The organism is Gordonia sp. YY1 (assembly GCF_009872315.1).
GTDB lineage: Bacteria > Actinomycetota > Actinomycetes > Mycobacteriales > Mycobacteriaceae > Gordonia > Gordonia amicalis.
Genome location: NZ_WXYI01000006.1, coordinates 111,281 through 126,040 on the forward strand (window position 1 = coordinate 111,281; position 14,760 = coordinate 126,040).

General features: G+C 68.2%; 15 protein-coding genes. 2 read left to right on the top strand and 13 right to left on the bottom strand.

Annotation, left to right across the window (positions count from 1 at the left end; all coding sequences use genetic code 11):
* Positions 1 to 207: 207 nt before the first annotated feature.
* From BPODLACK_RS10575 to BPODLACK_RS10590, 4 genes are all read right to left on the bottom strand, one after another.
* Positions 208 to 1,011, bottom strand: a complete 804-nt coding sequence (locus tag BPODLACK_RS10575) for a type III pantothenate kinase (RefSeq protein ID WP_006437759.1) — start codon at positions 1,009 to 1,011, stop codon at positions 208 to 210.
* A 26-nt stretch (positions 1,012 to 1,037) separates the two neighbouring features.
* On the bottom strand, positions 1,038 to 1,478 hold the full coding sequence (panD, locus tag BPODLACK_RS10580) for an aspartate 1-decarboxylase (RefSeq protein WP_006437760.1): 441 nt from the start codon (positions 1,476 to 1,478) through the stop codon (positions 1,038 to 1,040).
* Positions 1,479 to 1,481: 3 nt separating this feature from the next.
* Positions 1,482 to 2,387 (bottom strand): pantoate--beta-alanine ligase, encoded by a 906-nt coding sequence (gene panC / locus BPODLACK_RS10585; RefSeq protein WP_374978483.1) that lies wholly within the window; start codon positions 2,385 to 2,387, stop codon positions 1,482 to 1,484.
* Positions 2,388 to 2,479: 92 nt separating this feature from the next.
* On the bottom strand, positions 2,480 to 3,556 hold the full coding sequence (locus BPODLACK_RS10590) for a Rossmann-like and DUF2520 domain-containing protein (protein WP_040004931.1): 1,077 nt from the start codon (positions 3,554 to 3,556) through the stop codon (positions 2,480 to 2,482).
* Between the two features lie 303 nt (positions 3,557 to 3,859).
* Here BPODLACK_RS10590 and BPODLACK_RS10595 point away from each other — a divergent pair, with 303 nt between their 5' ends.
* Entirely contained in the window at positions 3,860 to 5,302 is a 1,443-nt protein-coding gene (locus BPODLACK_RS10595; protein WP_159405229.1) for a serine/threonine-protein kinase, read from the top strand.
* 24 nt (positions 5,303 to 5,326) lie between these two features.
* Here BPODLACK_RS10595 and BPODLACK_RS10600 read toward each other — a convergent pair whose 3' ends face one another.
* The 9 genes from BPODLACK_RS10600 to hpt all read right to left on the bottom strand — a co-directional run bounded on the left by BPODLACK_RS10600 (position 5,327) and on the right by hpt (position 13,701).
* A complete protein-coding gene (locus tag BPODLACK_RS10600) occupies positions 5,327 to 6,103 on the bottom strand; it encodes a hypothetical protein (RefSeq protein ID WP_024499375.1) in 777 nt (258 codons plus the stop codon).
* A gap of 162 nt (positions 6,104 to 6,265) precedes the next feature.
* Positions 6,266 to 7,432 (bottom strand): DUF6779 domain-containing protein, encoded by a 1,167-nt coding sequence (locus tag BPODLACK_RS10605; RefSeq protein ID WP_024499376.1) that lies wholly within the window; start codon positions 7,430 to 7,432, stop codon positions 6,266 to 6,268.
* Positions 7,433 to 7,574: 142 nt separating this feature from the next.
* The gene (locus tag BPODLACK_RS10610) at positions 7,575 to 8,090 is read right to left on the bottom strand and encodes a DUF3180 domain-containing protein (RefSeq protein WP_024499377.1); all 516 of its coding nucleotides are present in this window, start codon (positions 8,088 to 8,090) and stop codon (positions 7,575 to 7,577) included.
* Positions 8,087 to 8,620, bottom strand: a complete 534-nt coding sequence (gene folK, locus BPODLACK_RS10615; protein WP_024499378.1) for a 2-amino-4-hydroxy-6-hydroxymethyldihydropteridine diphosphokinase — start codon at positions 8,618 to 8,620, stop codon at positions 8,087 to 8,089. Before folK ends, BPODLACK_RS10610 begins: the two co-directional genes overlap by 4 nt.
* On the bottom strand, positions 8,617 to 8,988 hold the full coding sequence (gene folB, locus BPODLACK_RS10620; protein ID WP_024499379.1) for a dihydroneopterin aldolase: 372 nt from the start codon (positions 8,986 to 8,988) through the stop codon (positions 8,617 to 8,619). The genes folK and folB overlap by 4 nt, the downstream gene beginning before the upstream one ends.
* Positions 8,981 to 9,889: a dihydropteroate synthase gene (gene folP, locus BPODLACK_RS10625; protein WP_006437769.1), complete on the bottom strand. Its 909-nt coding sequence runs from the start codon at positions 9,887 to 9,889 to the stop codon at positions 8,981 to 8,983. The genes folB and folP overlap by 8 nt, the downstream gene beginning before the upstream one ends.
* A 38-nt stretch (positions 9,890 to 9,927) precedes the next feature.
* A complete protein-coding gene (folE, locus tag BPODLACK_RS10630; RefSeq protein WP_024499381.1) occupies positions 9,928 to 10,539 on the bottom strand; it encodes a GTP cyclohydrolase I FolE in 612 nt (203 codons plus the stop codon).
* Between the two features lie 10 nt (positions 10,540 to 10,549).
* On the bottom strand, positions 10,550 to 12,961 hold the full coding sequence (gene ftsH, locus BPODLACK_RS10635; protein ID WP_024499382.1) for an ATP-dependent zinc metalloprotease FtsH: 2,412 nt from the start codon (positions 12,959 to 12,961) through the stop codon (positions 10,550 to 10,552).
* 176 nt (positions 12,962 to 13,137) lie between these two features.
* Positions 13,138 to 13,701 (bottom strand): hypoxanthine phosphoribosyltransferase, encoded by a 564-nt coding sequence (hpt, locus tag BPODLACK_RS10640; RefSeq protein WP_024499383.1) that lies wholly within the window; start codon positions 13,699 to 13,701, stop codon positions 13,138 to 13,140.
* A 322-nt stretch (positions 13,702 to 14,023) separates the two neighbouring features.
* Between hpt and BPODLACK_RS10645 the strand changes: the two genes are divergently transcribed.
* Positions 14,024 to 14,749: a hypothetical protein gene (locus BPODLACK_RS10645; protein ID WP_024499384.1), complete on the top strand. Its 726-nt coding sequence runs from the start codon at positions 14,024 to 14,026 to the stop codon at positions 14,747 to 14,749.
* Positions 14,750 to 14,760: the final 11 nt, after the last annotated feature.

The window sequence follows — 14,760 nt, forward strand, 5'->3', positions numbered from 1 at the left end:
CGCTTGCCGCACGTCATGAACGGCTTGGCGAAGCCGGCTCACCTCACCCTCGGGGCCCGCGTCAGCGGGAAAGAAGTGAGGTCGCATGCGACATCGCTCCGGCGCGCACCGGTCCGGAGTGCCCCGACGGACCGCTGGTGTGGGGTCCTTCCGGATCAGGCAGCGAGGGATGCGCTCCCTCGGCTCAGTCAACGCGATGTCCGGGTCCTACTTGCCCCGACGAGGGTTGGCCTTGGACCGCTCATGCACCAGCCGCAACCCCTCGAGGGTGAGGTGCGGGTGGTGGTCGGTGAGCGACCGGCATTCGTCGAACATCAGCGGGGCCAGGTAGCCGGTGGCGACCACGGTGACGTCGTCGCCGTCGAAGCCGGGCACGGTGTCGCAGACGCGATCGACGAGCGCGTCGACCTGGCCGGCGAATCCGTAGAGGATGCCCGACTGCAGGGCCTCGACCGTGTTCTTGCCGAGCACGCTTCGTGGCGGCATCAACTCGACCTTGCGCACGGTCACGGTGTGCTCGGAGAGCGCCTCGACCGCCAGGTTCACGCCGGGCGCGATGGCGCCGCCGAGGAATTCACCCTTCGCCGACACCGCGTCGACGACGGTCGCGGTCCCGAAGGCCACCACGATGCAGGGGCCGCCGTATTCATGATGCGCGGCAAGGCAGTTGGAGACACGGTCGGTACCGACCTCCTTCGGGTTGTCGACGAGCAGCGGCACACCTGTCCGCACGCCGGGTTCGAGCAGGACGTGCGGGCCGTCGCCGAAGTAACGGGGCAGCATGACCCGCAGCTCGCGCAGCAACGAGGGCACCGTCGACAGGGCACTGACCCCGGTGACCTGCTCGATGTCCGAGCCGAGCATGCCGCGAAAGACCCAGGCGAGTTCGTCGGCGGTGTAGTTCGGGTCGGTGTGGATACGCCAATCGCGCACCAATCGCGCGTGATCCCCTGCTCCGGCGTGGACGCCGAGGTGGATGTTGGTGTTGCCGACGTCGACGGCGAGCAGCATCGGTGGCTCCGGGTCGCTCGTCGGTGTCAGACCGCGGAGTCGGCGAAGACCGGGCCGTCGAACTGCCGCGGGTCGAGCAGACCCGAACCCTCCGGCGCATGCGCCGGGTCGTCACCGGATTCGAGGATGCGGTTGTGGTCGTCGACGAAGACGACCTGCGGCGCATAGGCCTCCAGTTCGGCCTCGTTCAGCATGCCGTAGGCGATGATGATGACGAGATCCCCGGGGTGAACGAGATGTGCTGCGGCGCCGTTGATCCCGATGACACCGCTGCCGCGCTCCCCGGCGATCGCGTAGGTCACCAGTCGGGAACCGTTGTCGATGTCGACGATGGTGACCTGTTCACCCTCGAGCAGACCCGCGGCGTCGAGCAGATCCTGGTCGATCGTCACCGACCCCACGTAGTGCAGATCCGCCTGGGTCACGGTGGCGCGGTGGATCTTCGAGGTCATCATGGTGCGCAGCATGGGTCAGTGTCCCCCTGTGTCGGTCGTGGATGTGGTTGCGGGTCCGGAGAGTTCTTCTTCGAGTGCGGCGAGGCCTCCGACGTTCACGCCGACGTTGTCGATGAGGCGGGCGGGTCCGAGGCGCGCGGCGACGAGCAGCCGGGCGGCGCCCTTCTCCGGGGCGTCCTCCAGTGCGCGGCCGCGGAGGGCCAGGTATTCGACGTCGATCTCGGGCACGGTGTCGAGCACCGCCTGCGCCGCCGCGACGATCGCGTCCCGGCCGCCCTCGGCGGAATGCGCCCCGGCCACCAGCGCGGCCGACAACGTCGTGGCCAGCTCCCGCTGCTCCGGGCTGAGGTAGCGGTTGCGCGAGGACATCGCCAGCCCGTCGGATTCACGGACCGTCGGGACCCCGACGATCTCGACGTCGAGATCGAGGTCGGTGACCATCTGCTTGATCAGCACGAGCTGCTGATAATCCTTCTCGCCGAAGTAGGCGGCATTGGGTCCGACGATGTTGAGCAGCTTGAGGACAACTGTCAGCATCCCCGCGAAGTGCGTCGGGCGGGAGATGCCGTCGAGGATCGCACCGGCCCCGCCGGGGTGCACCGTGGTCCGCTGCCCGTTGGGGTACATCGACGCAGCGTTCGGCGCGAAGACCAGTTCGACGCCGAGCGACTCGAGCAGCGCGAGGTCGGCGTCGAGGGTGCGTGGGTACGCGTCGAGGTCCTCGTTCGCACCGAACTGAAGCGGGTTGACGAAGATCGAGACCACGACGATCGTGTTGCCCTTGGCCTTCGCCGCGCGCACAAGCTGGAGATGTCCGGCGTGCAGCGCTCCCATGGTCGGGACCAGCACCACCCGCTTGCCCGCGGCGCGCAGCGTTCTGGTCACCCGGGTCAGGGTCGCCGGTTCACGGTGCACCGTCATCTGACCGGCCCTGTAGGTCGGCGTCTCATCGGGCGGGACACTCACAGCATCTCCTTCGATAGGCGGTGTCGGGTCGGTGACCTCGGTGCGGGTCATCGCCCCTCCAGGAGGTCGAGAAGTGCGGCCGGCGCGTCGGTGCGCGCCGCGGCGCGACGAGCCATCGTGCGGTAGGCCTCGGCGATCCCGCGTTCGCCGGAGCCGCCGGGGACGGCGCGGAGCGCGGCGAGGTGTCGTCGAACGGCGGCGGCGTCGCCGCGTGCCACCGGACCGGTGAGCGCCGACGGTCCGAGTTCGAGCACGTTGCTCAACGACGCGGTGACCAGCGGGGTGAGGATGCGTTCGGCGAGTCGCGCGCCGCTCCCGTCGACGGTCGCGACGTCGCGTCCGGAATGGTCGATGGCGGCGTTCAGCGCGGCCACGGCGTCGGAGATCAGCGCGATCAGGTGGTTGGCACCATGCGCGAGCGCCGCGTGGTAGAGCGTGCGGTCGGCTTCGGCGATCCGCACCGGTTCCCCGCCCATCTCCAGGACCAGCGACGACGCGATGGCCTCCCCGACGGGGTCGGCGGCGGTCACCGCGAAGCAGGCGTTGGTCAGGCGCGCGGTGTCCTCCGCGGTGCCGACGAAGGTCATCGCCGGGTGCAGGGCCAGCCCGAGCGCCCCACGCGAGGTCACCGGCGCGAGGATGTCCACCCCTTGGGCACCGGCGGTGTGCGCGACGATCGTGCCGGGGCGCAGCGAACCCGACGCCGCGATCTCGTCGATCACCGCGCTCAACTGGGCATCGGGCACGCTGACCAGCAGCAGTTCCGAGCGGGCGACGACGGCGCCGAGGTCGAGGATCTCGGAGTCCGGAAGGCGCTGCGTTGCTCGAGCGCGCGACTCCGCGGACCGGGCGACGACCGCGCCGACGACGTGGCCGGCCTTCTCCAGGGCCTCGCCCAGTGCGGTCCCGACGCGTCCGGCGGAAACGATGCCGACGGTGAGGCGGGCGGGTGCGGGCAGATTGGACGTGCCGGGAAAAGGGTCGGGGTGAACCGGATACGGGCGATCGCCGAAAGCGTCCTCAGCAGAGCTGCCGAGCGAGTGCCCGGCATGAGTGCCGGAAGCGTCGTCGCCGCCGGCCTGCCGTGCGAACGGCACGCCGGGATCACCGATCGGTGAGGTCACCGCTGTCCTCCGTGGTTCGTTCCAGTCCCGTCGTCGCCGGATTCCGCGGGGAGAAGCCTTACTCCTCAGCGGCGTCGGCACGGGTACCAGACGTTGCAGAGCCAGGGTAGGACTCTCACCGCGGTCCGAGCCAGCTGTGTGACAGGTGTCACCCGGCATGACGGTCCTCCACCGGTGTCGCGCGGCGGCCTCGCCGGTGTCCGACGCTCGACGTACCCCGCTGTGACCTGGCCCGAACCGGCGTACTCTGAGGCCGTCCGAGGCGTGTCATCGCTCCAACGCCCGACCTCAGGGAGTCCGCAGATGAGCCTGGAAGCGGGTACTCAGTTCGCCGGTTACACGATCATGCGCAAGATCGGTGCCGGTGGCATGGGCGCGGTCTACCTCGCGCAGCACCCCCGGCTCCCGCGCCTCGACGTCATCAAGGTCCTCGCCGAACACGTGTCCAACGACCCGACGTTCCGTGCACGCTTCACCCGCGAAGCCGACCTGGCCGCGCAGCTCGACCACCCGTGCATCGTGAGCGTCTACGACCGCGGTGAGGTCGACGGCCGGCTGTGGATCTCCATGCAGTACGTGGCCGGGACCGATGCGGCGGCTCTCGTCAAGGCGTCCCCCGGAGGTCTCCCCCTCGACGACGTCGCGGCGGTGAGCGATTCGATCGGCGCCGCACTCGACCATGCGCACCGACACGGCCTTCTGCACCGCGACGTGAAACCCGCCAACATCCTCATCAGCGCAACCGAATCCGACTCCGGAGACTCTCAGGAGCGTCGTATTCGACTGGCCGACTTCGGGATCGCCCGCCAGACCGACGGGGGGACCTCGCTGACCTCGGCCAATCTGGTGCTCGGTTCGTTCCCCTATTCATCACCCGAACAACTGTCGGCGGAGACGCTCGACGCCCGCAGCGATGTCTATTCGCTCGCGTGCAGCATCTTCGAATTGCTCACCGGCACTGTGCCGTTCACCGGACGGACGCCGATGATGATGATCCACCATCACCTCACGACCCCGCCACCGGACGTCTCGTCCCTGCGTTCCGGCCTCCCGCCGGCAGTGTCCGAGGCGGTGCGCCACGGGCTCGCCAAGAACCCCGCGGACCGGCCACCCTCGGCGGGCGCCTTCGCCGCCGAGTTCCGGTATGCGGTCGACACCACCGGCTTCTTCCCCGCCCCCGCCGGGCACGTCGGTGCAGGAATCCCGTCCCGCGCCCGGAGGGGAGGGAGCGCTCCGATCCCGCCGCAGACCCAGACGATGCGGAACCGAGGCACCTCGCCTCCGACCGAGGCCGCGATGGTGCGCACCACCGCGGTACCGATCACTCGACCATCGGATCCCGCCCCCGCCGAGACCGGACAGGTGCCCTCGTCCTCCTCACACGGTCACGGGTTCCCTGCGGCGACGGCCTATTCGGAGCTTCCGGGACAGACGGTCCCCGGCCCCGCCCTCGAGTCGACGATGATCCGGGCCTCCGGCGACCTCGTGGTGATCGACCCTCGTCCGACCGGGGCGGAGGCGGCGCGACTCACGACGGCGTCGCTGGCCTGCGGAATCGCGGCGGTGCCGCTCAGCCTCGTCGGCGGTTTCGGCCTTCCGGTGGGCGTCGCGGGCTGGTATCTCGCCGGACGTGGTCGTGCCTCGTCGGCGGCGCGACTGGCACAGACATTGTCCGTTCTGGGGATGCTGCTGAGTCTCGGGTTCCTCGGCTTCGTCATCGGTCGGGCGATCGCCCTGCAATTCTGACGAGCCCGCTCGACGTCCGCGAGGTCACCGCTCGTCGTACGTCGTCGGCTCCGGCCGTCCCTGACGCGACAGCGCACCGAACACAGCGTCGACGATCCACAGCGTCACCACACCGGCGATGATGTCGACGGAATCGTCGAACGGCGACCGGAAACGCGGCGAGAAGGGGTCGAGGACCCTGGTTGCGGGCACACCCAGCAGGTGACCGGTGCCGTCCACTATCGCGTCCACCGGATTCGTGGCCCACCCCGCGTAGGCGTTGACGGCGAGCAATGCGATGACCGGAATCGCGAGCACCCACCAGAACTGTCGGCGACGTGCGACCGACCACGCGACGATCAGCAACACGACCCACGCCGGCATGTGATCGGAACAGAAATTGAGAATCCCGTACTCTCCCGACCTGACCAGGACCGGGATCTGACCGCCCCAGAAACCCAGTGCTCCGATCGCACCGATGGGGACCGCGAACGCCGCGCGGACGACACTCCGTGACCACAACGCGAGCACCAGGACCATGTAGACGGGCATCAACGCGGTGAGCACCCAGATCAGGATCAGGCTCGTCGCGGGCCCGTTGGCGACGTAGTCCGCGTAGTACTCGGGGAAGGGGGTCTCGTTGAGCGGGTCGAAGGTGAACAGCCACAACACCATCGGCCACCAGGCAAGGACCGGCAGGAACAGCGAGGCACTCACCAGCGATCGTTTGACCGACGTGCCGCGATCGGTGTGGCGGACGGGCGCAAGAGCGGCGGCCCGGTCGACCAGACCGGACGTACCGCCTGCCAGAGCACCCCTCATTTCCGCATTCTAGGTCGACCGTCCAACTTCGAGGAACCGAATTCGCACCCATGTCACAGAAGTGATCCGACCGGATGACGAAACTGATACGAATCCCGGAAATCGTCTGCCCACGATCGGGTTCTGACGAGCAGAAATCCGTCGTATCGGCGTCGTCTGGCGTCAGCTGTCGCGGCGCCGGCGGCCCCCGCTCGAACCGGTCTGCTGCCGCAGCTGACTGAGCAGCTCCGAGACCGGGAGGCCGGCCGAATGAGCCGACTCGGAGTCGTCGTCGGCACCGCGTCGGCGTCGACCACCGCCGTACGCCGCGGCCGGGCGTCCGGCACTCCCCTCGTGCCGACCGCCGGCAGCGAGGAACGCGGGAGGTTCGACATCGGAAGCCGCCGACACTTCCTCCGCCGGAGCCGGAGTCGGCTCGCGGGACCCGGCCTCGGGCCCGCTGCTCGCACCGGTCGCCCACTCGTCGGTCGGCGTCTCGTCGGTGTAGGCGCCCGACTCGGCGGCACCGTGCGCGTCGTCGACGACCTCCGCATCGGACACCTCCTCGGCGACGGCGGTCTCGGCTGCCGGGGCCTCGTCGGTGTACGCGGTGTACGGCGCCGAACCGGCGGGATGCTGGTCGACCTCCTCGACGGGGACCTCGGTGGCGATGCGACCGGAGATCGGCTCGTCGGTGACGACCGGTATGACCTCCGTCATCTCGTTCGGATCGACCGACTCGGTGTGCCGGCCGTCGTCGGCAGTCGGCGCGGTGGCCGCGAAGTCGCGGGCGGCGAGCAGACCGTCGTCGTCGTAGGCCGAGCTGTAGGGCGGGACGCCGCCGAAGGAACCCGCGTGGGTCCCGGACAATCCGGAGGCGAGCTCACGCATCTTCTCACTCGACAGCGCGGCACGCTGATCCGGAAGCGGTTCTCCGAGAAGCATTTCGAGACTCGAACGCAGGGCAAGCACCTGAGCCTTCAGCTCGGAGAGTTCCTCGTTGGACTCGGCGGTGACCTCCTTGCGGATGGTCGTCTCGACGTCGAGCTCGTACTGACGTCGCGCCGCGATCTCACGCTCGAGCTGCAGTTCGTAGACCAGCCGTAGGTCTCGGCTCTTCGCCTCCGCGCTCTCGGCCTGACGCCGGAACTTGGTCACCAGGATGGCGCCGATGACCGCCGCCCACAGCGCCGCGATGACCGCCAGCGAACCGAGAATCGACAGGCGGTCGGTGAAGACCATCAGCACGCTGGCCGCCAGAGCCAGCACGATCAGCAGACCGAGCAGCCACTGCGCCGCCGACCGACTGGAGCGTCGCGAGTCGGCAGAACGGCCGTTCGAGGTCGTCATGATCGTGAACTTACCCGCTGTGAGTACATTCAGAGGCCAAGCGGGTACGGAGTTTCTCATATCGGCGACGTGTTATGTCGCCCATGATCGGTCCACTCGGCGACATCCGCTCCCGACCCACGCCATTCGCACGGAGCCGATGTCACGAATCGCCGACGGCGGGCGGATCGTCGGGAGCCCGGCAGCAGTACTCGAGCCACATCGCCGCGCACACCAACAGCACGCCGCCGATCAAGCCCACGATCGCGCCGGGACGATCGTGGTCGGCGGCCGCCACATCCTGTTGGCCGAGGAGGAAGGCCAGCAGACCGGTCCACACCCCGACGGCGATCGCCCCGAGAATGGCAGATGCCTTGGCCAGGGCCAGCACTCGTGCCGCGGTCAGCGGATGAAGCTGTCCACGGGCACGACCCACGTCGCGGGACTCCACCCGGGACCGCACGACGAACGCGATGACGACCTCGAGCGCGGCGAGCACATACAGCACGATCCCGGCCAGCAGGGGCAGCGGCGGGAAGTCGTTGTAGTTGTACCGCACCAGAATCCACGCGGCGACGGCGGTGACCACGGCGATGACGACGAGGTCGCGGATGCGGGTGGGACCGAGGCCGGTCTCCTCGTCGTCCTTCCCGGGGCGGTGCGGGTCGGGCCGGGTCATGACGTGCCACCCCCGACCGGCCCATCGGTGAGCCGGCGAACGGCACGGACCGCGTCCCGCTCGTCGGGATCGAGCGCATCGATCAGGTCACGCACCGGCCGCTCGCCGTCAGGTGTCCACAACGTGGCCTCCGGTTCGATCTCCAGCCACGGGATGAGCACGAACGCGCGCTCTGCGGCCCGCGGATGCGGAAGTGTCAGGACCGGGTCGTCGTCGACGACGACGCGTCCGGCGTCCGACACCGAGATGACGTCGACATCGAGGGTTCGCGGTCCCCAGCGGACCTCACGGGTTCGGTCCGCGGCCTGCTCCAGACCGGCACCCCGGTCGAGCCATTGCCGCGCGCTCAGCGGGCCGTCGACGATGAGCGTGATGTTGAGGAAGTCGTCCTGTTCGACCCCACCCCAGGGCGGCGTCGCGTACACCGCGGACACCGCGACGAGTTCGTCGGCGAAGCTCTCGACCACCGACCGCAGATGGCCCAGCGAATCACCGACATTGGAGCCGGCCGAGAGCACCGCGCGACTCATCGCATGCCCTTCCGGGAACGGCGGGTCACCACCGCGACGTCGTCGAAGGTCAGCGGGATCGGCGCCGACGGCTTGTGCACGGTGACCTCGCACGCGGAGATGCGCTCGTCGGCCATGATCGTCTCGGCGACCTCCGCACCGACCGTCTCGATGAGATCGCGCGGCTCGCCCCCGACGATCGCGGCGACCTGCTGGGCCAGTGCACCGTAGTCGACGGTCTCGACGAGATCGTCGGTGTCCGCGGCGGCACGCAGATCGAGCCAGAGGGTGACATCGATGAAGAAGTCCTGGCCATCGGCGCGTTCGTGATCGAAGACCCCGTGGTTGCCCCGGACCTTCAGTCCGCGTAGTTCGATCCGGTCAGCCATGCGATCCTCCTGCCGGGAACGTGGTCCGTGAGCCACCCGCACGCCAGGCCTCGGCGACGGTGACGGCGTCGTAGCTGCTCGCCACATCGTGGACGCGGACACCCCAGGCCCCCGCCGCCGCGGTCAGCGCCGAGATCGACGCGGTCGCGACGTCGCGTCCCGCGGGCGGTCGGTCGACGCCGTCGCGACCGAGCAGGGTGCCGAGGAACCGCTTACGGGAGGCGCCGACGAGGACCGGGAAGCCCAGTCCGACGAAAGTCGGCAGCGCATGCAGCAGCGCCCAGTTGTGCTCGGCGGTCTTGGCGAACCCGAGTCCGGGATCGAGGATGAGGCGGTCCGGGTCGACACCCGCCGAGACCGCGGCGTCGACCTGCGCCAGCAGCTCGCCGCTCACCTCGGCGACCACGTCGCGGTATCCGCCGACGTCACCGCTGCGATGGGTGAACCGGCGATCCGAACTCTCGCCCGCGGGCCGCCAGTGCATCAGGACCCATGGCAGCCCGGCGTCGGCGACCACCCGCGCCATGTCGGCGTCGGCGCGTCCGCCCGAGACGTCGTTGATGATCGCGGCGCCGGCCTCGATGGCGGCGGACGCGACGTCGGCCCGCATGGTGTCGACCGAGACCGTGGCGCCGTGCGACGCGAGGGCGGCGATGACCGGGGCGACACGTTGCGCCTCGAGAGCGGGTTCGACGCGCACGGCGCCCGGACGCGTGGATTCGCCGCCGACGTCGATGAGGTCGGCACCCTGCTCGATCAGTTGGAGCCCGTGCGCGACCGCCGCATCGGTGTCGAGATAGCGGCCGCCGTCGGAGAAGGAATCGGCCGTGACGTTCAGGACGCCCATCACCAGCGTGCGGTGGTTCCCACCGCCGACCGGGACCGCGCTTGACGAAGTCATCCGATTTTCCGACGGGGTCATCGGGAGATCAGCCGGACTCACCGGGTGATCAGGTCGAGGGCTTCGCCGCGGGATACCGCACTGGTCTTGAAGATTCCGCGGACGGCCGAGGTCGTGGTGGTCGCTCCGGGCTTGCGAATGCCGCGCATCGCCATGCACAGGTGCTCTGCCTCGATCACCACGATGACGCCGCGGGGCCCGAGCTTGCGCATGACGGCGTCGGCGATCTGACTCGTCAGCCGCTCCTGGACCTGCGGCCTCTTGGCGTACAGGTCGACGAGCCGCGCGAGCTTCGACAGGCCGGTGACCCGGCCGGACTCACCCGGGATGTAGCCGACGTGCGCGACGCCGTGAAAGGACACCAGGTGGTGCTCACAGGTGGAGTACATCGGGATGTCCTTCACCAGCACGAGTTCGTCGTGGTCCTCGTCGAACGTGGTGGCGAGAACGTCGTCGGGATCGGTGTACAGACCCGCGAACATCTCGCGGTACGCGTTGGCCACGCGCGTCGGCGTGCGGATCAGACCTTCACGGTCGGGATCCTCGCCGACGGCCAGCAGCAGCTCTCGGACCGCGGCCTCGGCACGTGCCTGATCGAACTCCGATCGGTGCCCATCCACCACGGCGTCGTGCCCCTTGCTGATCGTCATGCGTCAAACCTTACGAGCTTCGCCCGTTTTCACCCTCACCGGCACTGTCCGGTCGGGTGGTCCCGTTCTCGCCGCGCCGGTCCCAGCCGTTGGTCCCGTTGGAGCCGGGACGCTCGGTCGAGGACTGTTCCGGTGGCCACCCCGGCGCCGACCAGTCCCGCGGGGCACCGTAGTCCGGCCGCGTGCCACCGGTGTACGGGCCACCCGGAGGGGGCGTGGACTGACCCGGGGTCGGGTACTGCGGGTTCGGGTACTGCGGATTCGGATATTGGGGACCCGGGTTCTGCGGACCCGGATACTGGGGATTCGGGTACTGGGGATTCGGGTAGTGGGGGTTCGGGTTCCCCGGCGCCGGCGGAACCGGCCCGCCCTGGGCACCCGGCTCCGGATAGAGCGGCGGGTAGTTCGGCACCTGACCGGGCGCCTGCGCACCACCGGGATAACCTGCACCCACGGGCTCGGGGACCTTCGCCTCCTCCGGCGGAGGCCACGGCTCGCCGCGCTCGATGGCGAGCTCGCCCGGCGTCTTCACCGGCGGCTTGTCGCTCGGGGTCCGCTCACCGAAGTCGTTGAAGGCGGTGATCCGCGGACGCTTGACGACATCGGAGAAGATCTTCTCCAGATCCTTGCGGGTCAGCGTTTCCTTCTCGAGCAGCTCGGTGGCGAGCACGTCGAGGGTGTCGCGGTACTCGGTGAGGATGGCCCACGCCTCGGTGTGCGCCGCCTCGATGAGACGGCGGACCTCGTCGTCGATCTCGCTGGCGATCTCGGCCGAGTAGGCCGACTGCGCTCCCATCGAACGACCCAAGAACGGATCGCCCTGGTCCTGGCCGTACCGCACGGCGCCCAGCTTCGCGCTCATGCCGTACTCGGTGACCATCGCCCGTGCGATCTTGGTGGCCTGGTCGATGTCCGACGACGCGCCGGTGGTCGGCTCGTGGAAGACGAGTTCCTCGGCGGCACGACCACCCATCGCCATCACCAGGCGGGCGATCATCTCCGACCGCGTCATCAGGTCCTTGTCCTGCTCGGGGACAGCCAGGGCGTGGCCGCCGGTGCGGCCTCGCGCGAGGATCGTGACCTTGTAGATCGGGTCGAGGTCGGGCATCGCCCATGCCGCCAGGGTGTGGCCGCCCTCGTGGTACGCCACCACCTTGCGCTCGTGTTCGCTGATGATCCGGCCCTTACGACGCGGCCCGCCGATCACGCGGTCAACGGCTTCCTCGAGCGCCTCGGCGGTGATCGTCTGCTTGTTCTCACGTGCGGTGAGCAGCGCGGCCTCGTTGACGACGTTCGCCAGGTCGGCGCCGGACATGCCCGGCGTTCGCTTGGCGAGACCGTCGAGGTCGGCGTCGGAATCGATCGGCTTGCCCTTGGCGTGGACCCTGAGGATCGCGCGACGCCCGGCCATGTCGGGGTTGCCGACCGGGATCTGACGGTCGAAGCGCCCGGGGCGCAGCAGCGCGGGGTCGAGGATGTCGGGCCGGTTGGTCGCCGCGATCAGGATGACGCCGGACCGGTCACCGAAGCCGTCCATCTCCACGAGGAGCTGGTTGAGTGTCTGCTCGCGTTCGTCGTGGCCACCACCGAGGCCTGCACCGCGCTGGCGTCCGACGGCGTCGATCTCGTCGACGAAGATGATGCAGGGACTGTTGTTCTTGGCCTGCTCGAACAGGTCCCGCACACGTGAGGCACCGACACCGACGAACATCTCGACGAAGTCCGAACCGGAGATCGTGAAGAACGGGACACCGGCCTCACCGGCAACCGCGCGCGCCAGCAGGGTCTTGCCGGTTCCGGGCGGGCCGAACAGCAGCACGCCCCTCGGGATCTTCGCGCCCAGCGCCTGATAGCGCGCCGGATTCTGCAGGAAGTCCTTGATCTCGTAGAGCTCCTCGACGGCCTCGTCGGCGCCGGCGACATCGGCGAAGGTCGTCTTCGGCATGTCCTTGCTCAGCTGCTTGGCCTTCGATTTGCCGAAGCCCATGACGCCACCGCGGCCACCGCCCTGCATGCGGCTCATCACGAAGAAGAACAGACCGAACAGCAGGATCATCGGCAGCACGAAGATGAGGATCTGCCAGAGCACCGACTGCTCGTTCACATTGGTGGTGTACTTCGTGCCGGTCTTCTGGACCGCGTCGAAGATCTGGTCACCGGCCTGCGCGGGGTACTTGGTGCTGATCTTGTCCGCGTCGGCGTCGTTGACCTTGATCGGGGAGTTGAGCTCGATGCGCAGCTGCTGCTCGCGGTCGTCGATGCTGATGAACTTGGTGTTCTTCTTGTTCAGCTGCTCCAGCGCGACGGAGGTGTCGACGCCCCGGTACTCGCGGTCGGAGTTGCTCATCACGCTCCAGCCCCACAGGGCGAGCAGGACGAGCGCCAGGATGGCGAGGTTGCGGAAGACTGTCTTACGGTTCATGCCAGTTGGTGGGGGTCCGACCGGCGCGCGGGATCGAGTCCCGGCGCCCACTCCGTTCCCATGTCCTTCCCATCGACGTACACATTGAGGCTACCGGTCAACGATCACGCTGGTGAAACCGTTCCCGCGGCAGATCCACCGCCACGACGCGCGGACGCCGCGTGGGCGCCGACGGGTCAGCTGCTGTAGACCGCGGGCTTGAGGCGCCCGATGTACGGCAGGTCCCGGTACCGCTCGGCGTAGTCCAGTCCGTATCCGACGACGAACTCGTTCGGGATGTCGAAGCCCACGTCGGCGACGCGCACCGGCGACCGCACGGCCTCGGGCTTGCGGAGCAGCGTGCACACCTCGATGCTGCGAGGCGAACGCGTGGCGAGGTTCTTCATCAGCCACGACAGCGTGAGGCCGGAGTCGATGATGTCCTCGACGATCAGCACGTCGCGTCCCTCGATGTCGCGGTCGAGGTCCTTGAGAATTCGCACGACGCCCGACGAGGAGGTCGACGACCCGTAACTCGACACCGCCATGAACTCGAGCTGGGACGGGATCGGCAGGGCACGGGCGAAATCGGTCATGAACATGACCGCACCCTTGAGCACACCGATCAGGACCAGGTCGTCCTCGATCTCGGCGTAACGGGAGGCGACGGACCGGGCGAGTTCGACGGTGCGCTGCCGGATCTGTTCCTCGGTGATCAGAACAGCATCGATGTCAGCGGCATAGGGGTCTGCGGACTGCACCTTCACAGCTTGTCATGTTTCCCGGGTCACATGGACGACGGGTGCGAACTGCGGGCCGACATCGGGCTGACGCGAGTGTCAGTTGTTCACACTAATCGCCGGGCCAGGTCACCGGGTTATCCGATTACAGTGGGATAACGAACAGTAACAGTGGCCACTCCGGAAACATTTCCGAACTATTACGGTGCTCGGTTTGTGAACGTGAAAACAGCCCGTGTGTCACCGCCGGGTAATGCAGGGTAATCCAGCCCCTGCGAATAGGATCGATCCCGGTTGCCCGACATCCACTCGGGGACCTCCCCTCCACGGAAAGATTTCCTTCATGTCAACTGATCGACAGGACGGGGCCTTGTCGCGCACACGCACGCGCACATTGGTCGCCGTTGTCATTTCCCTTGCCACGGTTGCGATCACAGCCCTCGCCGGGACCGCCCAAGCCGCACCGAAGCCGGGCGGCGCACCCACATACGATGCATCGTGGAATGCGTCTTCACTGACTCTCGCACTGCACAATGCATCGGCGAGCACCGAAAACGGGGTTCTGTCGATTCGAAACCTGTCGGGTGCGGAACTGTTCCGTATGCCTCTTACATATCGCAAGGAGTACCTCCAGTTCCCGATCGACGCACATAAGGCCGGAAACCGGGTCACGCTGATTCCGTCGCGCGATGCGGCTCGTTCGGTTCCGGTCAATCCCGTCGAGGTGGAGCAGGTCCGCGGCATCGCCCGGCACCAGGTCGCCGCACCTCAGACCCGTCAGGAGCGGGATGATCAGGCGTTGGTCCGCTTCCAGCAGCAGCTCAATGCAGGGATGACCGTCTCCTCGTTGGTCGGAACTGTCATCGGCGGGATCATCGGAGGGGCTCTCGGGTGCGCGCTCACATCGGTCACCCTCACGCCAATCGCATGCGTCGTCCTTGGGATCCCCATTGGTGCCGCAGCCGGCGGCATCGTTGGCCTCTCCCTGGGCGGCAGCGGCACCCTGATCGGAGCGGCAATCCAGTACTTCCAGACGATCAACTCGCCGTTCAAGGCTCCCAGAAAGTAGGTCGTCGACCT